The organism is Streptomyces sp. NPDC021080 (genome assembly GCF_044333225.1).
Classification (GTDB): Bacteria; Actinomycetota; Actinomycetes; order Streptomycetales; family Streptomycetaceae; genus Streptomyces.
Genome location: NZ_JBIRQM010000005.1, coordinates 440,689 through 462,599, shown reverse-complemented (window position 1 = coordinate 462,599; position 21,911 = coordinate 440,689). Strand labels below are relative to the sequence as shown.

Here is a 21,911-nt window from a genome sequence, read left to right as displayed (position 1 = left end):
CGCCCGGACGAGGGCCCCGAGGCGCGGCCCCGGCGGGGGTCCCTCCCTCAGGCCACCGACCCGATCCGCCGCACCGGGGTCGAGGGCGTGTCGTGGTGGATGGGGGTGTGCGCCCCGGTCAGGGAGACCCCGCTCCCGCCGCGCCGGTCGGCCACGATCTCCGCGGCGATCGACAGCGCCGTCTCCTCGGGGGTCCGCGCCCCCAGGTCCAGGCCGATCGGCGACCTCAGGCGGGCCAGCTCGATCTCGGTGATGCCGACCTCGCGCAGCCGTTCGTTGCGGTCCAGGTGGGTGCGGCGCGAACCCATGGCGCCGACGTAGGCCACCGGCAGCCGCAGCGCGAGCCGCAGCAGCGGGACGTCGAACTTGGCGTCGTGGGTGAGGACGCACAGGACCGTGCGGGAGTCGACCTCCGTGCGCTCCAGGTAGCGGTGGGGCCATTCCACGACGATGTCGTCCGCCTCGGGGAAGCGGGCCGCCGTCGCGAAGACCGGGCGGGCGTCGCACACCGTCACCCGGTAGCCGAGGAACTTGCCGACGCGCACCAGTGCGGAGGCGAAGTCGACGGCACCGAAGACGATCATGCGCGGGGGCGGGACCGAGGACTCCACCAGGACCGTGAGCGGCGCTCCGCAACGAGAGCCCTGCTCTCCGATCTCCACGGTGGCGGTGCGGCCGGCGTCGAGCTGGGCCGCCGCCTCGCCGATCACCGTACGGTCGAGTCCGGGATGGGCGCCGAAGCCGCCCTCGTGGGAGCCGTCGGCCCGCACGAGGAGGGCCCGGCCCATCAGTTCGGCGGGCCCGCTCACGACCCGGGCGAGGGCCGCCGCCTCGCCGCCCGCCGCGGCGGCCAGCGCCGCCGCGTACACCGTCCGGCGGGCGGCGTCCCGCGAGCGGACCGGGGTGACCAGGATGTCGATGACGCCGCCGCAGGTCAGGCCGACCGCGAAGGCGTCGTCGTCGCTGTAGCCGAAGCGTTCGAGGACGGTCCCGCCGTCCTCCAGCGCCTGCGTGCACAGGTCGTAGACCGCTCCTTCCACGCAACCGCCCGAGACCGAGCCGATCGCCGTGCCGTCGGAGTCGACGGCGAGCGCGGCGCCGGGCCGGCGGGGCGCGCTGCCGCCGACCGCCACCACGGTGGCGACGGCGAAGTCGCGGCCCTGCTCGACCCACCGGTGCAGTTCTGCGGCGATGTCCAGCATGTCTCGGTCTCCTTGACAGCGGTTGCGTGGAAGGGGCTCGGGTGTCAGCGGACGCCCAGCCAGCCCTCGATCGGGTGGAGCGCGAAGTAGACGAGGAAGACCGCCGTGAGACCCCACATGAAGGCCCCGGTCTCCCGGACCTTGCCCTGGGCGGTCTTGATGGCGACGTAACTGATCACACCGGCCGCCACGCCCGCGGTGATCGAATAGGTGAACGGCATGATCACGACCGTCAGGAAGACCGGGACGGCGGTGGCGCGGTCGGTCCAGTCGACGTGGCGCGCGTTCGTCATCATCATGGCGCCGATCACCACCAGGGCCGCCGCCGCGATCTCGCCCGGGACGATCGCCGTGAGCGGGGTGAAGAACAGGCAGGCGGCGAAGAGGAGGCCGGTGACGACGGAGGACAGGCCGGTACGGGCGCCCTCGCCGACGCCGGTCGCGGACTCGACGAAGACCGTCTGGCCGGAGGCTCCGGCCACTCCGCCGACCGCTCCGCCCGCGCCGTCGATGAACAGCGCCTTCGACAGGCCGGGCATCCGGCCCCGGTCGTCGGCCAGTCCGGCCTCGGTGCCGACGCCGATGATCGTGGCCATCGCGTCGAAGAACCCGGCGAGCACCAGGGTGAAGACGATCATCCCGACGGTCATGGCTCCGACCTGGCTCCAGCCGCCGAACTCGACCTGGCCGAAGAGCGAGAAGTCGGGCATCGAGACGGCGCTGCCGTGCAGTTCGGGGGCGCCCCCGGCCCACTGTCCGGGGGCGACGACGCCGGTGGCGTCGAGGAGGACGGACAGAACCGTGCCGGAGACGATGCCGATGAGGATCGCTCCGGGGACCCCGCGGGCCTGGAGCGCGAAGATCAGCAGCAGGGTCGCGGCGAAGAGCAGCACCGGCCAGCCGGCGAGTTCACCGGTGGGGCCGAGGGTGAGGGGGGTGGCCTTGCCCTGGTGCACGAAGCCGGCCTTGACCAGGCCGATCAGCGCGATGAACAGACCGATGCCCATGGTGATGGCGTGCTTGAGCGCCAGCGGGATCGCGTTCATGATCATCTCGCGCAGCCCGGTGACGACCAGGAGCATGATGACGACGCCGTACATCACGCACATCCCCATGGCCTGCGGCCAGGTCATCTGCGGGACGACCTGCGAGGAGAGCACTCCGGACACCGACAGTCCGGCGGCGAGGGCGAGCGGCACCTTGCCGACGAAGCCCATGAGGAGGGTGGTGAAGGCCGCCGCGAACGCGGTCGCGGTGATCAGCGCCTTCTGGCCGAGCGTGTCCCCCGCCACGTCCTTGCCGGACAGGACGAGGGGGTTGAGCAGCAGGATGTACGCCATCGCCATGAAGGTGGTGACGCCGCCGCGCACCTCGCGCGCGATCGAGCTCTCCCGCCGGGAGATGTGGAAGTACCGGTCGAGCCAGGACCGTCCCGCCGGAACGCGGCTGCCCGCGCCCGCGTCCTGCGCGGTGGTCTTCGGCTCCAGTGACTGCTGGGTCATGTGGGCCTGCTCCCAAGGTTCAAAGGGGCACCCGTACAGCCGTCCTGACGACTGGTCAGCCGCGCCTGCGGCTGCGGGATTTGGGAAGGTGCTTCGGCAGCACGACCCGGGGGACGGCCCGAGACGAACGTGAAGGTCTCCGCGCGGCGCGGGGAAGGGTGATGTTCCCTGCGCCGCCCGGAGAGAGGTGCCCGGAACTACGCGTTGCCCGTGAGGTGTTCGGGGCGTACCGGTGTCCGGTCGAGCTCCAGACCCGTCGCGTTCCGGATCGCCGCGAGGACGGCCGGGGTGGACGACAGGGTCGGGGCCTCGCCGACGCCACGGAGCCCGTAGGGGGCGTGGTCGTCGGCGAGTTCGAGCACGTCGACGGGGATGGTCGGCGTGTCGAGGATGGTGGGGATCAGATAGTCCGTGAAGGAGGGGTTGCGCACCTTCGCGGTCTTCGGGTCGACGATGATCTCCTCCATGACCGCGACGCCCAGGCCCTGGGTGGTGCCACCCTGGATCTGGCCGATGACGGACAGCGGGTTGAGCGCCTTGCCGACGTCCTGGGCGCAGGCCAGTTCGACGACCTTGACCAGGCCGAGTTCGGTGTCCACCTCGACGACGGCGCGGTGCGCGGCGAAGGAGTACTGGACGTGGCCGTTGCCCTGTCCGGTGCGCAGGTCGAAGGGTTCGGTGGGGCGGTGCCGCCACTCGGCCTCGACATCGACGGCCTCGTCCTCGAGCACGTCGGCGAGGTCGGCGAGGACCTCGCCGCCGTCGGTGACGACCTTGCCGCCCTCCAGGAGGAGTTCGGCCGTGGCCCAGGCCGGGTGGTACGTGCCGAACTTGCGGCGGCCCATCTCCAGGACCTTCTCGCGGACGAGCTCGCAGGAGTTCTTGACGGCGCCGCCGGTGACGTAGGTCTGGCGCGAGGCGGACGTCGAACCGGCGCTGCCCACCCGGGTGTCGGCCGGCTGGATGGTCACCTGCGCGACGCCCAGTTCGGTGCGGGCGATCTGCGCGTGGACGGTGACGCCGCCCTGGCCGACCTCGGCCATCGCGGTGTGCACGGTGGCGACGGGCACTCCGCCGACGACCTCCATGCGGACCCGGGCGGTCGAGTAGTCGTCGAACCCCTCGGAGAAGCCGACGTTCTTGATGCCGACGGCGTACCCGATCCCGCGGACGACGCCCTCGCCGTGCGTGGTGTTGGACAGACCGCCGGGCAGCTGCCGTACGTCGGCGTCCTCGCCCGCGGAGAGCCACTGGCGCTCGGGCGGGAGCGGCATCGCCTTGACGCGGCGCAGGAGTTCGGCGACCGGGGCCGGTGAGTCGACGCGCTGCCCGGTCGGCAGGAGCGAGCCCTGTTCCATCGCGTTGAGCCGGCGGAACTCGACCCGGTCCATGCCCACCTCGTCGGCGAGCTTGTCCATCTGCGCCTCGTACGCGAAGCACGCCTGGACCGCGCCGAAGCCCCGCATCGCGCCGCAGGGCGGGTTGTTGGTGTAGAGGGCGATGGCCTCGATGTCGACGTCGTCGACCACGTACGGGCCGACGCCGAGGGAGGAGGCGTTGCCGACGACCGCCGGGGAGGCCGAGGCGTACGCGCCGCCGTCCAGGACGATCCGCGCCTTCACATGGGTCAGCTTGCCGTCCCTGGTCGCCCCGTGCTCGTAGTACAGCTTCGCGGGGTGGCGGTGGACGTGTCCGAAGAAGGACTCGAAACGGTTGTAGACGATCTTGACGGGCTTGCCGGTGCGCAGCGCCAGCAGACAGGCGTGGATCTGCATCGACAGGTCCTCGCGACCGCCGAACGCGCCGCCGACCCCGGAGAGCGTCATCCGGACCTTGTCCTCGGGCAGGCCGAGGACCGGGGCGATCTGCCGCAGGTCGGAGTGCAGCCACTGGGTGGCGATGTAGAGCTCGACGCCGCCGTCCTCGCAGGGCACCGCGAGGCCGGACTCGGGACCGAGGAACGCCTGGTCCTGCATGCCGAAGGTGTACTCGCCCCGGACCACGAAGTCGGCCCTGCCCGCGGCCCGTTCGGCATCGCCGCGGACGATCGGCTGGCGGTGCACGATGTTGGGGTGCGGGACGTGGCCGATGTGGTGGTCGGTGCGGCCCTCGTGGACGAGGACCGCGTCCGGCGCGGTCGCGGACGCCTCGTCGGTGATCACCGGCAGCTCGCGGTACTCCACCTTGATCTTGGCGGCGGCGCGGCGGGCGGTCTCCGGGTGGTCGGCGGCGACGATGGCGACGGGCTCGCCGTGGTGGCGTACCTTGCCGTGCGCGAGGACCGGGGTGTCCTGGATCTCCAGGCCGTAGTTCCTCACGTCGGTGGGCAGGTCGTCGTACGTCATGACGGCGTACACGCCGGGGGTGGCGAGCGCCTCGCCCGTGTCGATGGACACGATCTCGGCGTGGGCGACGGTGGAGCGCAGGATCTGGCCCCACAGCATGTCCTCGTGCCACATGTCGGAGGAGTACGCGAACTCGCCGGTGACCTTGAGGGTGCCGTCCGGACGGAGGGTGGACTCGCCGATGCCGCCCCTGGTCCCGGTGCCCTGGGTGATGTTCGTGGGTGTGCCGGTCGTTCCCATGGTCAGACCGCCTCGGACTGCCGGGCGGCCGCGAGGCGGACCGCGTCCATGATCTTCTCGTAGCCGGTGCAGCGGCACAGGTTGCCCGAGAGCGCCTCGCGGATGTCCGCGTCGGTCGGGTTCGGGGTGCGCTCCAGCATCTCGTCCGCCGCGATCAGCAGACCCGGGGTGCAGAAGCCGCACTGGACGGCTCCGGCGTCGATGAACGCCTGCTGCACGGGCGAGAGTTCGGTGCCCTCGCCGGTCTGCGAGTCGTGGCCCCTGGCCGCCCTCCCCCAGGCTTCGCCCGGGGGTGCCCCCAGCTGGGCCTCGTCGAGCGGAATACCTGCGGAATCCGGCGTGTTGCACGCGCCCGTCGTACAACCTGCCTGCTCCGCACGCTGCTTGGCGAAGTCGGCCAGCCCCTCGACGGTGACGACCTCGCGGCCCTCGACCTGGCCGGCGGCGACCAGACAGGAACAGACGGGCACGCCGTCCAGGCGGACGGTGCAGGAGCCGCACTCGCCCTGCTCGCAGGCGTTCTTGGAACCGGGCAGACCGAGGCGCTCGCGCAGGACGTACAGGAGGCTCTCGCCCTCCCAGACGTCGTCGGCCTCCTGACTGCGGCCGTTGACCGTGAAGTTGACACGCATTACGCGACTCCTTCCCTGCGGGCGGCGGTGCGGTAGGACTCCCAGGTCCAGGTCAGCGTGCGACGGGCCATGACGCCGACCGCGTGACGGCGGTAGCTCGCCGTGCCGCGGACGTCGTCGATCGGGTTGCAGGCGGCGGAGCACAGCGCCGCGAACTGCTTGGCCACCGACGGGGTGATGATCTTTCCGTTGTCCCAGAAGCCGCCCTCGTCGAGCGCCGCGTTCAGGAACTCCTCGGCCGTCCTCGCGCGGACCGGGGTCGGCGCGGCCGAGCCGATGCCGGTGCGGACCGTACGGGTCTCGGGGTGCAGGGCCAGTCCGAAGGCGCACACCGCGATCACCATCGCGTTGCGGGTGCCGACCTTGGAGAACTGCTGCGGCCCGTCCGCCTTCCTGACGCGGACCGCGCGGATCAGCTCGTCGGGAGCGAGCGCGTTGCGCTTCACGCCGGTGTAGAAGTCGTCGATCGGAATCAGCCGCGAACCGCGCACCGACTCGGCCTCGACCTCGGCACCGGCCGCCAGGAGGGCGGGGTGGGCGTCGCCGGCCGGGGAGGCGGTGCCGAGGTTGCCGCCGACGCCGCCGCGGTTGCGGATCTGCGGGGAGGCCACCGTGTGGGAGGCGAGGGCCAGCCCGGGAAGCTCGCGGCGCAGGTTCTCCATGATCCGGGTGTACGGGACGGAGGCGCCCAGGCGCACGCTCTCCTCGCCCGCCTCCCACTCGCTCAGCTCGCCGATGCGGTTCAGGTCGAGGAGGTACTCGGGCCTGCGGTGATCGAAGTTGATCTCGACCATCACGTCGGTGCCACCCGCAATCGGCACAGCCGTGGGGTGCTCGGCCTTGGCGGCGAGCGCCTCCTCCCAACTGGCGGGGCGAAGGAAGTCCATGAGTGGCTCTCTTCATTCGTGTCGGGGGTGTTCTCATCAAGCCAGATCGGGTGCGGCGTCCTCGGCTCGTTCATGAGGTCTCAACAGCGGAGTGGGGTCAGTACACAGCGGCGTCCCACGTCGGGGTCAGTCACCAAAACCATGAAGGAGTTCGCTGGCCAGCGTGCGCATCTTGTAGATTCGTATGAACCGAGGCCATCGGCAACCTCTTCGTTTTCCTCTGGAAACAGAGACCCAGTCCTCTGGAAACAGAGACCCGGTCCTCCGGGAGCAGGCACAGGGCCCTGCGGGAACAGGGCCGCGGCCGTCTGGAAACAGAGGGCCACGGGGCCGGTACCGCAGGTTCCCGGAGTCCGCGGACAGCTCCCGCGGAGCCCGGGAGGCCGACGGGCCCGCCCCACCGATCCATCGTAGATTTCGAGACAAAGAACGGCGGCGACGAGAATGCGGCTGCGCGCACTGCTCGACACGGACGCGCTGGGCCTGCGGCTGCTCGGCGGCGAGGACGAACTCGACCGCACCGTACGCGGTGTGATGACCACCGACCTCAAGGACCCGAGCCGCTATCTCTCGGGCGGCGAGCTGGTCCTCACCGGCCTCGCCTGGCGGCACGACGCCGAGGACTCCGAGCCGTTCGTCCGCATCCTCGCGGGCGCCGGGGTCGCGGCGCTGGCCGCGGGCGAGGCGGAGCTCGGCGACATCCCCGACGACCTGGTCGTGGCCTGCGCCCGGCACCGGCTGCCGCTGTTCGCCGTGAACGAGTCCGTCGCCTTCGCCACGATCACCGAGCACGTCGTGCGCCAGGTCTCGGGAGAGCGCGCCGGGGATCTGGCCGCCGTGGTCGAGCGGCACCGGCGGATGATGACCTCGGGCCCGGCCGGCGGCGGCCCGGACGTGGTCCTCGATCTCCTCGGCACTGATCTCGACCTGCGCGCCTGGGTCCTCTCGCCCGCCGGACGGCCCATCGCGGGCTCGAAGCTCGCGGGCGGGGCGCTGCCCGCGGACACCCGCGCCGAGCTGGCCGCGGCCCATCTCGCGGCGGTCCGCAGCGGGCGCCGGGGACCGCACCGGGTGACGGTGGGCCCGGCGATGTACTCGCTCTTCCCGGTCCGCTCCTCGGGGCGCGCCACGGGCGCCCTCCGGGACGTCCGCGAGACCGTGCTCTCCGACTGGCTGCTCGCGGTCGAGGCGGACGCCGGGGACTGGCCCGAGGAGCGGCTCGACCTGCTCCAGGGCGTCACCCAGCTGATCGCGGTGGAGCGGGACCGGCGGGACGCGGCGCGCACGGTGCGCAGGCGGCTCGCGCAGGAGGTCCTGGAACTGGTCCAGACGGGAGCCGCGCCCACCGAGATCGCGGCCCGGCTGCGGGTCGCGGCGCCGGTGCTGCTGCCGGGGCTGGGCGCGGCCCCGCACTGGCAGGTCGTGGTGGCGCGTGTCGAGTGGGACGGGGGCGGGATCGAGGGCGGCCCGGTCGCCCAGGCGCTCCTCGAGGAGATCCTCGTCGACCCGCTGACGCCGGGCCCTGAGCACTCCGACCGGATCGCCGTCGCCCACACGGGGGACGAGGCGGTCGCGCTCGTCCCCCTTCCGGCGGTCCCCTCCGACGAGGACGGCACCGAGCCCGGCCTGCACGCCGACACCCTGCTGGCGGCCGTACGGGAGCCGCTGTCCGCCGGCCTGAACGACGACGGCCGGCTCACCATCGGCGTCAGCGCGGCCGTCCACTCGGCCGAGGGGCTGCGCGGTGCCCTGGAGGAGGCCCGGCACGCCCGCCGGGTCGCCGCGGCCCGTCCCGGACGGGTCTGCGCGGCCGGGCACCAGGAGCTGGCCTCGCACGTCCTGCTGCTGCCGTTCGTCCCGGACGACGTGCGCCGTGCCTTCACCGCCCGTCTGCTGGACCCGCTGCGCGAGTACGACGGCCGGCACCGCGCGGAGCTGATCCCGACCCTGGAGGCGTTCCTGGACTGCGACGGCTCCTGGACGCGCTGTGCCGCCCGGCTGCACCTGCACGTCAACACGCTGCGCTACCGTGTCGGACGTATCGAGCAGTTGACGAGTCGTGACCTGTCGCGCCTGGAAGACAAGTTGGACTTCTTCCTGGCCCTGCGGATGAGCTGACCCCAGGAGCCCCGGGCGGCCCGGCGCGGGACCCATGACTTTGTGAAATCCTTCACCCGCCCTCTTGGCCGGGCCCCGTGATCCATGCTGAGATGCCACCACTCAACAGCTCAATGGTGTGCTCGGGGAGGGCAACGTGGCGCATACCGCCATGTCTGGTACCGGAACGACTGCAGGGGACGATCCACTCCAGACCGCGGTATGGCGGCTGCGCTCGCGCGCCTGCTGGGCCGACGCGGCGGCGCTGATCCAGCCGCGCACGGCGGGGCCCGCGCTGCAGAGAGCATCGCTCCTGGTGGAGCGCTGTCTCTACACCGAGCAGGGCTGGGCCGAGGCGGAGGACGCGCTGCGCACCGCCGAGGCGCTGGCGCAGAGCGACGACGAGCGCGGCGCGGCGGCCTGCGAGCGGGGTCAACTCGCCTATGCCGCAACCCTGTTGGGCGTGCGCGACCGGGCCGACGAGGCGCGCGCCGCGCTCGGCCGGGCGGCGGCGCTGCTCGCGCCCGGCGCGCCGGGCAGGGCACTGCTCGACTTCCGGCGCGGGCTGCTCGCCGAGAACCTCGCACACGCCCCGCAGGCGGCCCGCGCCGCGTACCGGCGGGCGCACGCGGGCGCGACCGACCGGAACGACGCCCTGCTGCTGTCCTTCACCTGGCGGCACCTCGCCGGAATCGCCCTGCGCGAGGGGGAGTTGGCGGAGGCCCGGCACGGCTTCGCCGAATCCCTGCGGATCCGGGAGGAGCTGGGGTATCTCGTCGGTACGGCGCCGGCGCTGGCGTCCCTCGCCGACGCCGAGACCGAGCCGGAGGCTTCGCGGCTGCGGGCGGAGGCGGGACGGCTGTTCCGGCTGCTCGGGGGTGTCCCGCTGTGGCTGGCGGACCAGTTGTCGCCCCCCGCGGCGACGGCCTGACCGTACACGGGCGGGCGGCCGCTTCGCCCGCCACGGGGCTGCCGACGCCGGGCGCGGATCCCGCCGCCCGGCACGGTGCGCCGCCCCCGGCAGGGGGCCGCGTACGACCCGGGTGGCGTGCCTCGCCCTCGCGGCAGGGGCTGAACGGGGTTCCTGGGGGCCTGGTGCCCGGGTGCCTCAGGACGCGCCGGTGAAGTGCTCCCGTACCAGCGCCTGGACGACCGTCAGGTCCTCGGCGATCAACGCGTCCAGCAGCGCGGTGTGTTCGGCCGCGTCGGCCACCAGGTCGGCGCGGCCCCGGGAGACGGGACCGCCGACGAGGGGCCACTGGGCACGGCGGTGCAGATCGTCGGCGATGCGCACCAGCTGCTGGTTGCCCGCGAGGCCGAGCACCGCGCGGTGGAAGGTCCGGTCGGACTCCGCGTAGGTCGCGCGGCAGCCCGAGGAGGCGGCGCGCACGGTGGCCTCGGCGAGCGGGCGCAGCTCTGCCCAGCGGGCGGCGGGCACGGTGCGGGCGAGCCGGAGCATCACCGGGACCTCGATCAGGCCCCGGATCTCGGTGAGTTCGGCCAGTTCCCGGGTGCCGCGCTCGACGACGCGGAAGCCCCGGTTGGGGACGACCTCGACAGCGCCTTCGAGGGCGAGCTGCTGCATCGCCTCCCGGACGGGCGTCGCCGAGACCCCGAAGCGTTCGCCGAGCGCGGGCGCCGAGTACACCTCGCCGGGGGCGAGTTCACCGGCGACGAGCGCGGTGCGCAGGGCGTCGAGGATCTGCCCCCGCACGGAGGCGCGCTGCACGACAGGGCGCGCGGACTCCGTACGGGCGGCGGGACGGGCCTCCTCGGTGCGCACGGTCCAGGTGTTCTCCGGGCGTACGGCCGGACGGGCCCCCTCGGTGCGCGCGGGGCCCGCGTCCGGCTCGCGTACGGCCGGGCGGGCGTCTTCGGCGCGCGGGGGCCGGGCGCTCCGCGGACGTACGGCCGGACGGGTCTCCTCCGCGTGCGCGGGGCGGGCGCCCCCGGCACCCGCTTCCGGCCGGGCCTCGTCCGCGCGTCCGGGACGCATGTCTTGCGGGCGTGCTGCCTGCGGGCGTGCGGCGGGGCGCGGCTCGTCGGTGTGCACGGGCCTGGTGTTCTCGGCGTCCGCGGCGGGACGGGGGACGTCCGCGCGTGCGGCGGGGCGGACGGTGTCGTCGGTGCGCGGATGCGGGATCGGCGCCTCGCTGTGCGTGTGCTCACCGCGGGCCGCGGCCAGGACGGCAGAGGTGCCGGTGCCCGGCCCGGTGCCCTGCCCGGAGCCGAAACCGTCGCCCACGGCCCCCGCGGCCGCTCCCCCGGCCCACCCCGCGTCCACCGGGCCCGACTGCTGCGGAATCCGGAAGGCGCCCGCGCGGGCGTCGGGGGCCCAGGTCCCGGCGGAGCCGTGCGCGCCGCGCGGACCGGTCTGCTCCACGGTTCCTCCTGCGGGTGGGCGGTTCTGGGGGGTCGTCGGCCGGGGTCGTGAGCATCGGTTGTTACCCGTCCGTCAAGCACGATAGGCGCACACGGCCCCAGTTCAAACACCCGGACGGCGGGGTAAGGTAAGGCTTACCTGCTAACGATCGTGAAGCGATGGTTCCGCATGTCCGCTCCCACCCTGTCCGCCGAAGCCGCCACGTCCGCCACCGCCGCCCCGGCGGGCCCGGTCGCCGCGGCCCGCACGGAGGCGCCGGCCGCCGCCGTGTCGCCCGTCGCGGACGCCTACGCACGGCTGGGCGAGGTCTTCCCCGGGCTGGGCGTCACCGAGCTGGGAGCGGGTGAGGCGCCCCCGCGCGGCGCGGGTTGGGCCGCCGCCGCCCGGCTCGCGGAGGGCGGGCCGGACCTCGACGCTTTCCTCGCCTGGGACGAGGCCCAGGTGATCCGGGACCACGGCACGCGGGCACGGCCCGACGTGGTGGCCGGCTTCGGACTGCACCGGTACGCCTGGCCGGCCTGCCTGCTGATCACCGTGCCGTGGTTCCTGCTGCGGCGGGTGCCCCGCCTGACTGTGGACGACGTCACGTTCCAGCGCGAGGCGGGCCGGATGGCCGTCCGGGTCACCACGTTCGCCTGCCTGCCGGACGACCCCGCCGCCGCCCTGCCGGGCGCCCGGGTCGTACCGGACGAGGAGGCGCTGCGCGCGGAGGTGCGGGCCGCGGTGGCCGGGCACCTGGAGCCCCTCCTCGGCGGATTCGGGCCGCGGATGCGACGGCGCGGCCGGGCGCTGTGGGGCATGGCGACGGACGAGGTGGTCGAGGGCCTCTGGTACGTCGCACAGCTGTTCGGCGAGGAACGGCGCGCGCTGCGCGAGCTGGAACTGCTGCTGCCGGGGTCCGCCCAGCCGTACGCGGGTTCGGCGGCCTTCCGGGAACTGACCGGTCCCGACGGGGAGTCCCTGCCCACCCGGGACCGGGTGAGCTGCTGCCTGTTCTACACCCTGCGCCCCGCCGACACCTGCGTCACCTGTCCGCGCACCTGCGACACGGACCGGATCGCCAAACTGACCGCCACCGCGGTGAGTTGACGGGCCCCACCACTCTCGGACGGCACGCGGGACACAGGCGCTTCACACATTCCTCACTTGTCACGGGAACTTTCCGCGGAACCATCCGTATGGGTAGTCTTTATTCGCACTCAACTCCCGTCCCTCGCGCGGCAGTTCGAGCAGAAAGTCGCCCTGCGCACCTTCTTGCACTTCCTTGGCGGCCTCTTGCCCCGAAACCCCCTGAGGGCCGATGTGATTGGGCCACTATGGCGGGCGTTACGCCCTCTCCCCATGCAAGGGACCCCCGATGAGACTGACCGACATATCGCTGAACTGGCTGCTTCCAGGCGCCGTTCTGCTCCTGGGCCTGCTGGCGGCGGTGGCGGTGCTCGCACGCGGCAAGCGGTCCGGGGACAGCGCGAGCAGCGACGACTCGTGGGAGCGCACCGAGGAGCGTCGCAGGCGTAAGGAAGCCGTCTACGGCACGGCCTCCTACGTCCTGCTGTTCTGCTGTGCCGCCGTCGCGGCGGCACTCTCCTTCCACGGCCTGGTCGGCTTCGGCCAGCAGAACCTCGGCCTCTCGAACGGCTGGGAGTACCTCGTCCCGTTCGGTCTGGACGGCGCGGCGATGTTCTGTTCCGTCCTCGCGGTGCGCGAGGCCAGCCACGGTGACGCGGCGCTCGGCTCCCGCATACTCGTGTGGACCTTCGCCGGTGCCGCGGCCTGGTTCAACTGGGTGCACGCGCCCCGGGGCGTGGACCACGCCGGCGCTCCGCAGTTCTTCGCGGGCATGTCCCTGTCGGCCGCCGTCCTGTTCGACCGGGCCCTGAAGCAGACCCGCCGGGCCGCCCTGCGCGAGCAGGGTCTGGTGCCGCGTCCGCTGCCGCAGATCCGTATCGTCCGCTGGCTGCGCGCGCCCCGTGAGACGTACAGCGCGTGGTCGCTGATGCTCCTGGAGAACGTCCGGTCCCTGGACGAGGCCGTGGACGAGGTGCGCGAGGACCGGCGCCAGAAGGAGCAGAACCGGCTGCGCCGCCGCAACGAGGAGCGGGTCGAGCGCGCGCACCTCAAGGCGCTCAGCCGCGGCTTCCCCGGCCGCGGCGGCGCCCGGGAACTGGAGACCACGACCGTGGAGCGGGCACCCGCCGGAGCCTCCACGGAGCCTGCCATATCCACCGCGGAGCAGCTGCCCGTACGATCGCGGCCCTCCCTCACCCCCGTCCGCAAGAGCACTGAGCCGATCACCGTCGACCTCACCACGGAGGACGACACGATGGCCCTGCCCCGGCTCGACTCCCTGGAGCGCAAGCTCAAGGATCTCGAGCAGCAGTTCGGCTGAGCCCCGGGCTCCCCGCTCCGGACGCCGGCCCGGACGGCCGTGGCCGGAACGGACACACCCGGCCCGGACAGCCTGACGGCCCGGACGCACGCCGGACCGACGCGGCCCGGCCGGAGTTTCCGGCCGGGCCCGGACACGACAGCGGCGGCGCGGTGTTCCTACACCGTGCCGCCGTTCAGTTCGAACCACACCGCCTTGCCCACCCCGTGCGACCGTACGCCCCACGCGTCCGCCAGGGACTGGACGAGGACGAGACCTCTGCCGTGCGTACCGTCGTCGGCGTTCGGTACGCACAGTCTGGGCCTGCGTGCCACGAAGTCCCGGACCTCCACGCGCAGCCCGCGCGGTCCGATCGTCGCCGTCAGGACGGCGTCGTCGTCCGTGTGAATCAGTGCGTTGGTGACGAGCTCGCTGGTCAAGAGCTCGGCCGTCTCGGCCCTGCCCGGTTTCCCCCAGTACCGTAAGAGCTCCCTCAGCGCCTTGCGCGCCTCGGGCACCGCCCTCAGATCCGCCTTGCCCAGCCGGCGCCTGAGCTGCGCGCCGTCCGGTTCGTCCATCGCCCCGTCGGACGCTTCCTCCACTGGATCGGTGGAGAAGGCCCCCTTGGTCATGGGACCACCTCCTGATGCCTGCCGTTTCATGACCCCCGCCTGCGTGCCGATGTCGGGTCCCCTCTGCTCGAACACGTTCACGGGATCCATGCCCTCTTCGGGATCGTGACAGTCATGTCGAATCATCAACCAGCTGCCGTACGGCCACGGGTGCGCGCCGCCCGCACGGGGAAGTGAAGGGTTCGACAGAGCCGTCCAAGGACCGAGGAGCCGCCGTGCACGACGACCGTTCGCTGGTGGAGGCCCGTCTGGAGCGCGCGCTGCGGCAGTTCCTGCGCCCCGCGCGGTACGGCGAGCGGATGCCCCTCACGCTCTCGGTCTGGCATGTGCCGGGCGAGCCGGTGCCCGTGGGACAGGCGCTCCAGGCCTCCTACGAGCCCTTCACGACCGGAACGGTCTGGGGAAAGCCCTGGTCGACCAGCTGGTTCCGGATCGAGGGCCGGGTGCCCGGGGAATGGGCGGGCCGCCCGGTGGAGGTGGTGATCGACCCCGGGTTCACCGGGGACGGGCCCGGTTTCCAGGCGGAGGGGCTGCTGTACGACGCCGACGGCGTCCCCCTCAAGGGCATCCACCCCCGCAACCGCCATCTGACGGTCGGAACACCGGCGCGGGGCGGCGAGGCGGTGCGGCTGCTGCTGGAGGCGGCGGCGAACCCCGCCGTCCTGCACGGCTTCGAGCCCACGCGCCTGGGAGACGTACTGACCGCCGGCGATGGGCCGATCTACCGATTCGCGGCTGCCGATCTCGCCGTACCGGACGAGGACGTGTGGCATCTGATCCTCGACATCGAGGTCCTCTCGGAGCTGATGTACGAGCTGGATCCGCAGCGGCCGCGCCGGCACGAGATCCTGCGCGCCCTGGAGAACATGCTCGACGCCCTCGACCTGCACGACGTGTCCGGCACGGCCGCGGCGGCACGGTCCGAGCTGACGGAGGCGTTGGCGCGGCCCGCGTCGGCCAGCGCGCACCGCGTCTCGGCGACCGGGCACGCGCACATCGACTCGGCGTGGCTGTGGCCGCTGCGCGAGACCGTCCGCAAGGCCTCCCGGACCTTCGCCAACGTCACCGCACTGGCCCTCGACTACCCGGAGCTGGTCTTCGCCTGTTCCCAGGCCCAGCAGTACGCCTGGGTCCAGGAGCACCAGCCGCACATCTGGGAACGCATCAAGAAAGCAGTACGGGACGGCAATTGGGCCCCGGTGGGCTCGATGTGGGTGGAGTCCGACGCCAACATGCCCGGCGGTGAGGCGCTGGCCCGGCAGATCGTGCACGGCAAGCGGTTCTTCCGGGAGGAACTGGGCGTCGAGACCGAGGAGATCTGGCTGCCGGACTCCTTCGGCTACACGGCGGCCTTCCCGCAACTGGCGAAGCTCGCCGGCGTCCGCTGGTTCCTCACCCAGAAGCTGAGCTGGAACCAGACCAACAAGATGCCCCACCACACCTTCTGGTGGGAGGGCATCGACGGCACCCGGGTCTTCACCCACTTCCCGCCCGTGGACACCTACAACTCACAGTTCCACGGACGTGAACTCGCCCACGCCGAGCGCAACTTCGCGGAGAAGGGCCGGGCCACCCGTTCACTGGTCCCGTTCGGCTGGGGCGACGGCGGGGGCGGACCGACCCGCGAGATGCTGGAGAAGGCCCGCCGGCTGCGGTCCCTGGAGGGCTCGCCCACGGTCCGGATCGAGAAGCCGGAGGCGTTCTTCGCCGCCGCCGAGGAGGAGTACGGGGCCCACGCTCCGGTGTGGTCGGGCGAGCTGTACCTGGAGCTGCACCGGGCCACCTACACCACGCAGGCCAAGACCAAGCAGGGCAACCGCCGCTGCGAACACGCGCTGCGCGAGGCCGAGTTGTGGTGCGCGACGGCCGCCGTGCGCGATCCGTCGTACAGCTACCCGTACGACGCGCTGGACCGGATCTGGAAGACGGTGCTGCTGCACCAGTTCCACGACATCCTGCCCGGCTCCTCCATCGCCTGGGTCCACCGGGAGGCACGCGAGACGTACGCCCGGGTGCTCGCCGAACTGGAGGAGATCACCACGGACGCGGTACGGGCCCTGGGGACCGGCTCGCCCGCGGTGCTGAACGCCTCGCCGTACGAGCGGACGGAAGTGGCCGGGGACACGCTGGTGACGGTACCGGGGCTGGGCGCCGCCGCCCTGCCCGCCCCGCCCGGCCCGCACGGCCCCGCCGTCCGGGCCGAACAGCGCGACGGCGCCGTCGTGCTGGAGAACGGCCGGCTGCGGGTGCGCGTCGACGCCGACGGGCTGCTGGCCTCCGTACGGGATCTCGTCCATGGCCGGGAGGTGCTGTGCGGCCCGGGCAATCTGCTCCAGCTCCACCCCGACCACCCCAACGCGTGGGACGCCTGGGACATCGACCGGCACTACCGGCGCACCCGCACGGACCTCACGGCCGCCGAGTCGGTGGAGCTGGTGGAGAGCGGGCCACTGCGCGCGGCCGTGCGCGTCACCCGGGCCTTCGGCTCCTCCCGCGTCACCCAGGAGATCCGGCTGACGGCCGCGAGCCGCCGGCTGGACATCGTGACCGACATCGACTGGCAGGAGTCGGAGAAGGTCCTCAAGGCCGCCTTCCCGCTCGACGTCCAGGCCGAACGGTCCGCCGCCGAGATCCAGTTCGGGCACGTCCACCGTCCCACCCACGCCAACACCGGCTGGGACGCGGCCCGTTTCGAGATCTGCGCCCACCGCTGGCTGCGGGTAGCGGAGGAGTCGTACGGCGTCGCGGTGCTCAACGACTCGACGTACGGCCACGACGTGACCCGCACCCCGCATACCGACGGCCTCGGCACCACCGTACGGCTGACCCTGCTGCGCGCCCCGCACAGCCCGGACCCGGACACCGATCTCGGCACGCACCGGTTCACGTACGCGCTGCTGCCGGGGGCCGGTGTCGGGGACGCGGTCGCGGAGGGGATCGCGCTCAATCTGCCGCTGCGCGAGGCCACGGCACCGGCGGTCGAACCGCTGGTGGGCGTGGACCATCCGGCCGTCACCGTCGAGTCGGTCAAGCTCGCCGAGGACCGCAGCGGCGATGTGGTGGTGCGGCTGTACGAGTCGCGGGGCGGACGGGCCCGCGCGAAGGTGACCGCCGGGTTCCCGGTCTCCCGGACCGAGGTGACCGACCTGCTGGAACGGCCGCTGCGCGAGGCCCCGCCGCAGATCGAGCTGCGGCCGTTCCAGATCCTCACCCTTCGGCTGCGGCCCGCCCGCTAGGAGCGGGCCCGGGACGGGTCCGGGCCCGGGACGGTGGAACCGCAATGCCCATGCTCCAGGCGGGCGATGGGAGGCGAGGGCGTCCGCAGTGGCCGACCGGCGGCGACGGTGAAAATCGCTGTCCGATCACCGGAGCACGGTGATAGACATCCGGCGTGGAGAAGAATCTCGAGTTTCCCGACCTGCTGCGACTGATCGATGAACGGTCGACCGCCTTCCGCGCCGCGGTCGCCGCCGCGCCCGATCTCGACGCACAGGTGCCGACCTGCCCCGGGTGGACGCTGTTCGACCTGGTGAAGCACCTGGGTGGGGGAGACCGTTTCTGGGCCGCCGTCGTCGGCGCGGGGCCTGCCGGCGCTCCCCCGGCCGAGGCCACCGCCGCGCGCGCCGCTCTGGAAGTGCCGCGGGAGCGTGAGGCCCTGCTGGCCTGGCTGGCCGCGTCGACGCAGCTTCTGCTGAGCACCCTGCGCGAGGCAGGACCGGACGCCGGCTGCTGGGCGTGGTGGAGTGCCCTGCAGACGCCGCGGACCTCCGGCGGAGTCGCCCGGCACCGGGTCCAGGAGAGCGCGGTACATACCTACGACGTCCAGCGCGCCGCAGGCGCCCCGCAGCCGCTGCCGGCCGGGGTCGCCCTCGACGGTGTCGAGGAGTTCCTGTTCACCTGCGTCGCGACGCCCAGCGCCTGGCCGCACAAGCCCACGGCCTTCGACTTCCACACCGCCGAGGGCCGCTCCTGGCGCCTCACGGTCGACGGCGACGGCGCACGCTCCACCCGCATCCCCGCGCCCACTGCCGCGACCGGCGAGGACTCGGACGCTGCCGGCGCCTCCGTCCATGGCACGGCCAGTGAGTTGGTCCTCTACTTGTACGACCGTATCCCTGCCGACTCCTTGCGCGTCGACGGAGACGCAGGGCTGCTCGACCTGCTCCGGGCCTGGGAGCCGGAGGAGTAGGACATGGCGGGGGCGGTCGGCCGCGCCTCCACCGGCTCGACCGTCTTGTCCGCCCGCAGCACGGCGACCGCAGCAACCGCAGCAACCGCCTGAAGCAACGGCACTGCGGTGGAACCGTCCCGGGCCCTGCGGCCTCCTTCATGAGGAGTGCCTGGGATGCCGTCCTGGGACGGGAAGCGAGGAAAACGGTGTCATCCCAGGACGAGGTCGAGGAATTCGCCGCGCTGCTGCGGCACTTGAAGGGGCGTACCGACCGCAGTTACGCCGCGCTCGCCCGCCGTCTGAACATGAACGCCTCGACGCTGCACCGGTACTGCGCGGGCGAGGCGGTGCCGCTCGGGTTCGCGTCCGTGGAGAAGTTCGCCGCGCTGTGCGGGGCGAGCCCGGCCGAACGGGTCGAACTCCACCGGCTGTGGATCCTCGCGGCGGCGGCCCGGCAACGCCCGCGCACGGCCCCCGGGTCGGAGACCGGATCGGACACGGCCGAGGCCCTGGCGTCCGAGGCCGGGCAGAGTACCGAGGACGCCGCCGCTCCCCCGCCGCCGGGTGCCGCCCTCGCTCCCGCTCCCGGGGAGCACCCGGACGTGACCGAGTCCGGGGAAGCGCTCGAACGCGACCGGCACCCCGGACCGGGCGGAGCCGCGGAAAGCCTCCCCGGCTCGTCCCCCGAGCGGGCCGACGGGGCGCGAACGCCCTGGTACAGGCGCCGTGTCGCGGTCGCCGCGGCGGTCGTGACCGCGCTGCTGGCCACCCTGGGCAGCCTGTCCGCCCTGCCGTCCGGGCACTCCTCGGCCGACGCCGCCGACCGGACGTCCGATGCTCCGGCCGCGAAGGCGACGGGCGTGCACCGAGGATCGGCGACGCCGTCCGCACCTCCCTCGACCCGGCCGGGCCGGCCGTCCGGAACCCCCTCCCCGAGCACGTCCGGCAAGCGGGGCACCTCGCCGAGCCCGTCCACGAGCCCCTCCTCCCCCACGGCCGGTTCAGCCGTCACCCCGCTCACCTGGACCGCGAACTCCCATCGCTGGGCGACCGGCTGCTTTCACGACTACGTCATCGACAAGGCGCCCGAGCAGGTGCCGCCGCCCCCGGCCCCCCAGGACGCGTCCCCGTGGGCACGGACACAGAACGCCGTGCACGGTGGCCAGATGTTCGTGGACATCACCGTGCAGGGGCGGACGGACGCGGCCGTCGTCCTGGAGGCGCTGCGGGTCCGCGTCGTCGGACGCTCGGCCCCGGTGAAGGGCAGCGTCTACTCCACGGGACAGGGCTGCGGCTCCGACATGGCCCCGCACTCGTTCACCGTCGACCTGGACAAGGACCGGCCCATCGCCCGCGCGGTGCCGGGCAACGACAGCGGAACGATCACTCCGCCGATGAGCATGCCCTACCGGGTCTCCGTGACGGACCCCGAGGTGCTGATGGTCGACGCGCGGACCGGCGGCTGCGACTGCCGCTGGTACCTGGAGCTCGACTGGTCCTCGCAGGGCCGCACCGGCACCGAGCGGATCGACGACGGCGGCCGGCCGTTCCGCACCAGCGGCACCGACGGCCTGCCGCGCTACTGGTACGCGCACGACGGCTGGACCCTGGCATGAGCCCGAACGCCGACGGCGGCCGGTAGGACGCCACCACGGGCCTCACGGGTCGAGTCCCGTCATGGTCGTCACGGGGCTCACTGGCATCACGGGCGGGGCACGTTGCGCAGGTTGGAGCGGGCCATCTGCAGCATCCGGCCGACGCCGCCGTCCAGCACGATCTTCGACGCCGAGAGCGCGAACCCCGTCACCATGTCCGCGCTGATCTTCGGCGGGATCGAGAGCGCGTTCGGGTCGGTGACGATGTCGACGAGGGCCGGGCCCTTGTGACGGAAGGCGTCCTTGAGGGCGCCGGCGAGGTGCTTGGGCTTCTCGACCCTGATGCCGAACGCCCCGCACGCGCGGGCCACCGCCGCGAAGTCGGGGTTCTTGTTGGCGGTGCCGTAGGAGGGCAGCCCGGCGACCAGCATCTCCAACTCGACCATGCCGAGGGAGGAGTTGTTGAACAGTACGACCTTCACCGGCAGGTCGTACTGCACGAGGGTGAGGAAATCGCCCATCAGCATGGAGAATCCACCGTCGCCCGACATCGACACGACCTGGCGCCGCCGGTCGGTGAACTGGGCGCCGATCGCCATCGGCAGCGCGTTGGCCATCGACCCGTGCGAGAACGAACCGATCACCCGGCGGCTGCCGTTGGGCGAGACGTAGCGGGCCGCCCACACGTTGCACATTCCGGTGTCCACGGTGAACACCGCGTCGTCGGCAGCGAGTTCGTCGAGCACGGAGGCGGCGTACTCGGGGTGGATCGGAACGTGCCGGTCGACCTTGCGGGTGTACGCCTTGACGACCCCTTCGAGCGCGTCCGCGTGTTTCTTCAGCATTTTGTCGAGAAAGCGCCTGTTCCCCTTGGGCCGTACCCGCGGGGTCAGACAGCGCAGCGTCTCCCGCACGTCGCCCCACACCGCCAGGTCCAGCTTCGACCGCCGCCCCAGGTGCTCCGGCCGCACGTCGACCTGGACGATCTTGACGTCGTCGGGCAGGAAGGCGTTGTACGGGAAGTCGGTGCCCAGCAGGATGAGGAGATCGCACTCGTGGGTCGCCTCGTAGGCCGCGCCGTACCCGAGGAGCCCGCTCATGCCGACGTCGAACGGATTGTCGTACTGAATCCATTCCTTGCCGCGCAGCGCGTGTCCGATCGGGGACTTGATCTTCCCGGCGAACTCCATGACCTCGGCGTGCGCGCCCGCCGTGCCGCTGCCGCAGAACAGGGTGACCTTCTCCGCCTCGTCGACCATCGCGACGAGCCGGTCGATCTCCACGTCGCCCGGCCGGACGGTGGGCCGGGAGGTCACGAGGGCGGTCTCGACGGTCTTTTCCGGGGCGGGCTCGGAGGCGATGTCGCCGGGCAGCGAGACGACGCTGACACCGGACCGGCCCACCGCGTGCTGGATGGCGGTCTGCAGGAGCCGCGGCATCTGCTTCGGGCTGGAGATGAGTTCGCTGTAGTGACTGCACTCGCGGAAGAGCTGGTCGGGATGGGTCTCCTGGAAGTAGCCGAGGCCGATCTCGCCGGAGGGGATCTGCGAGGCGAGGGCCAGGACCGGGGCCATGGAGCGGTGCGCGTCGTACAGGCCGTTGATGAGGTGGAGGTTGCCCGGTCCGCAGGAGCCGGCGCAGGCCGCGAGCCGGCCCGTGATCTGGGCCTCGGCGCCCGCGGCGAACGCGGCGGTCTCCTCGTGCCGGACCTGGATCCAGTCGATGGCCGCGTTGCGCCGGATCGCGTCCACGACCGGGTTGAGGCTGTCACCCACGACTCCGTACAGCCGCCGGACACCCGCGCGGACGAGGATGTCGACGAACTGCTCGGCGACGTTCTGCTTGGCCATGCCGCTC

General features: G+C 72.6%; 15 protein-coding genes. 7 read left to right on the top strand and 8 right to left on the bottom strand.

Annotated elements, in window-relative coordinates:
* Positions 1-47 precede the first annotated feature (47 nt).
* The 5 genes from ACH4S8_RS15195 to ACH4S8_RS15175 all read right to left on the bottom strand — a co-directional run bounded on the left by ACH4S8_RS15195 (position 48) and on the right by ACH4S8_RS15175 (position 6,808).
* Positions 48-1,202, bottom strand: coding sequence for an XdhC family protein (locus ACH4S8_RS15195; RefSeq protein WP_398393871.1), 1,155 nt, complete (start codon positions 1,200-1,202; stop codon positions 48-50).
* A 44-nt stretch (positions 1,203-1,246) separates the two neighbouring features.
* Positions 1,247-2,704 (bottom strand): NCS2 family permease, encoded by a 1,458-nt coding sequence (locus tag ACH4S8_RS15190; protein ID WP_398393869.1) that lies wholly within the window; start codon positions 2,702-2,704, stop codon positions 1,247-1,249.
* Positions 2,705-2,901: 197 nt separating this feature from the next.
* Positions 2,902-5,289 carry a xanthine dehydrogenase family protein molybdopterin-binding subunit gene (locus tag ACH4S8_RS15185; RefSeq protein ID WP_398393867.1) on the bottom strand — a complete coding sequence of 796 codons (2,388 nt, stop codon included), beginning with the start codon at positions 5,287-5,289 and terminating at the stop codon, positions 2,902-2,904.
* Between the two features lie 2 nt (positions 5,290-5,291).
* Entirely contained in the window at positions 5,292-5,921 is a 630-nt protein-coding gene (locus tag ACH4S8_RS15180; protein WP_398393865.1) for a (2Fe-2S)-binding protein, read from the bottom strand.
* Positions 5,921-6,808, bottom strand: coding sequence for an FAD binding domain-containing protein (locus tag ACH4S8_RS15175; RefSeq protein WP_398393863.1), 888 nt, complete (start codon positions 6,806-6,808; stop codon positions 5,921-5,923). The genes ACH4S8_RS15180 and ACH4S8_RS15175 overlap by 1 nt, the downstream gene beginning before the upstream one ends.
* 444 nt (positions 6,809-7,252) lie before the next feature.
* Here ACH4S8_RS15175 and ACH4S8_RS15170 point away from each other — a divergent pair, with 444 nt between their 5' ends.
* Positions 7,253-8,926 (top strand): PucR family transcriptional regulator, encoded by a 1,674-nt coding sequence (locus ACH4S8_RS15170; protein WP_398393861.1) that lies wholly within the window; start codon positions 7,253-7,255, stop codon positions 8,924-8,926.
* 136 nt (positions 8,927-9,062) lie between these two features.
* Positions 9,063-9,836 (top strand): hypothetical protein, encoded by a 774-nt coding sequence (locus ACH4S8_RS15165; RefSeq protein ID WP_398393859.1) that lies wholly within the window; start codon positions 9,063-9,065, stop codon positions 9,834-9,836.
* 177 nt (positions 9,837-10,013) lie between these two features.
* Here ACH4S8_RS15165 and ACH4S8_RS15160 read toward each other — a convergent pair whose 3' ends face one another.
* Complete coding sequence (locus tag ACH4S8_RS15160) at positions 10,014-10,901, bottom strand: FCD domain-containing protein (protein ID WP_398394117.1); 888 nt, start codon at positions 10,899-10,901, stop codon at positions 10,014-10,016.
* Positions 10,902-11,456: 555 nt separating this feature from the next.
* Between ACH4S8_RS15160 and ACH4S8_RS15155 the strand changes: the two genes are divergently transcribed.
* Together ACH4S8_RS15155 and ACH4S8_RS15150 are read left to right on the top strand one after the other, a co-directional pair.
* Positions 11,457-12,377, top strand: coding sequence for a (2Fe-2S)-binding protein (locus ACH4S8_RS15155; RefSeq protein WP_398393857.1), 921 nt, complete (start codon positions 11,457-11,459; stop codon positions 12,375-12,377).
* 268 nt (positions 12,378-12,645) lie between these two features.
* Positions 12,646-13,677 carry a DUF2637 domain-containing protein gene (locus tag ACH4S8_RS15150; RefSeq protein WP_398393855.1) on the top strand — a complete coding sequence of 344 codons (1,032 nt, stop codon included), beginning with the start codon at positions 12,646-12,648 and terminating at the stop codon, positions 13,675-13,677.
* A 158-nt stretch (positions 13,678-13,835) separates the two neighbouring features.
* On the opposite strand, the gene ACH4S8_RS15145 is transcribed toward ACH4S8_RS15150, so the two are convergent.
* On the bottom strand, positions 13,836-14,234 hold the full coding sequence (locus ACH4S8_RS15145; protein ID WP_398394115.1) for an ATP-binding protein: 399 nt from the start codon (positions 14,232-14,234) through the stop codon (positions 13,836-13,838).
* 269 nt (positions 14,235-14,503) lie between these two features.
* Between ACH4S8_RS15145 and ACH4S8_RS15140 the strand changes: the two genes are divergently transcribed.
* The 3 genes from ACH4S8_RS15140 (at position 14,504) to ACH4S8_RS15130 (ending at position 20,075) form a co-directional block, all read left to right on the top strand.
* Positions 14,504-17,524, top strand: a complete 3,021-nt coding sequence (locus ACH4S8_RS15140) for an alpha-mannosidase (protein ID WP_398393853.1) — start codon at positions 14,504-14,506, stop codon at positions 17,522-17,524.
* A gap of 155 nt (positions 17,525-17,679) precedes the next feature.
* The gene (locus ACH4S8_RS15135; protein ID WP_398393851.1) at positions 17,680-18,477 is read left to right on the top strand and encodes a maleylpyruvate isomerase family mycothiol-dependent enzyme; all 798 of its coding nucleotides are present in this window, start codon (positions 17,680-17,682) and stop codon (positions 18,475-18,477) included.
* Between the two features lie 188 nt (positions 18,478-18,665).
* The gene (locus ACH4S8_RS15130; protein ID WP_398393849.1) at positions 18,666-20,075 is read left to right on the top strand and encodes a helix-turn-helix domain-containing protein; all 1,410 of its coding nucleotides are present in this window, start codon (positions 18,666-18,668) and stop codon (positions 20,073-20,075) included.
* Between the two features lie 86 nt (positions 20,076-20,161).
* Here ACH4S8_RS15130 and ACH4S8_RS15125 read toward each other — a convergent pair whose 3' ends face one another.
* Positions 20,162-21,904, bottom strand: coding sequence for a pyruvate dehydrogenase (locus tag ACH4S8_RS15125; protein ID WP_398393847.1), 1,743 nt, complete (start codon positions 21,902-21,904; stop codon positions 20,162-20,164).
* Positions 21,905-21,911: the final 7 nt, after the last annotated feature.

Excerpts from the sequence above, each read along its gene's own strand:
- ACH4S8_RS15195 (WP_398393871.1), bottom strand. The coding sequence starts at position 1,202 with ATGCTGGACATCGCCGCAGAACTGCACCGGTGGGTCGAGCAGGGCCGC.
- ACH4S8_RS15190 (WP_398393869.1), bottom strand. The coding sequence starts at position 2,704 with ATGACCCAGCAGTCACTGGAGCCGAAGACCACCGCGCAGGACGCGGGC.
- ACH4S8_RS15185 (WP_398393867.1), bottom strand. The coding sequence starts at position 5,289 with ATGGGAACGACCGGCACACCCACGAACATCACCCAGGGCACCGGGACC.
- ACH4S8_RS15180 (WP_398393865.1), bottom strand. The coding sequence starts at position 5,921 with ATGCGTGTCAACTTCACGGTCAACGGCCGCAGTCAGGAGGCCGACGAC.
- ACH4S8_RS15175 (WP_398393863.1), bottom strand. The coding sequence starts at position 6,808 with ATGGACTTCCTTCGCCCCGCCAGTTGGGAGGAGGCGCTCGCCGCCAAG.
- ACH4S8_RS15170 (WP_398393861.1), top strand. The coding sequence starts at position 7,253 with ATGCGGCTGCGCGCACTGCTCGACACGGACGCGCTGGGCCTGCGGCTG.
- ACH4S8_RS15160 (WP_398394117.1), bottom strand. The coding sequence starts at position 10,901 with ATGCGTCCCGGACGCGCGGACGAGGCCCGGCCGGAAGCGGGTGCCGGG.
- ACH4S8_RS15155 (WP_398393857.1), top strand. The coding sequence starts at position 11,457 with ATGTCCGCTCCCACCCTGTCCGCCGAAGCCGCCACGTCCGCCACCGCC.
- ACH4S8_RS15150 (WP_398393855.1), top strand. The coding sequence starts at position 12,646 with ATGAGACTGACCGACATATCGCTGAACTGGCTGCTTCCAGGCGCCGTT.
- ACH4S8_RS15145 (WP_398394115.1), bottom strand. The coding sequence starts at position 14,234 with ATGGACGAACCGGACGGCGCGCAGCTCAGGCGCCGGCTGGGCAAGGCG.
- ACH4S8_RS15125 (WP_398393847.1), bottom strand. The coding sequence starts at position 21,904 with ATGGCCAAGCAGAACGTCGCCGAGCAGTTCGTCGACATCCTCGTCCGC.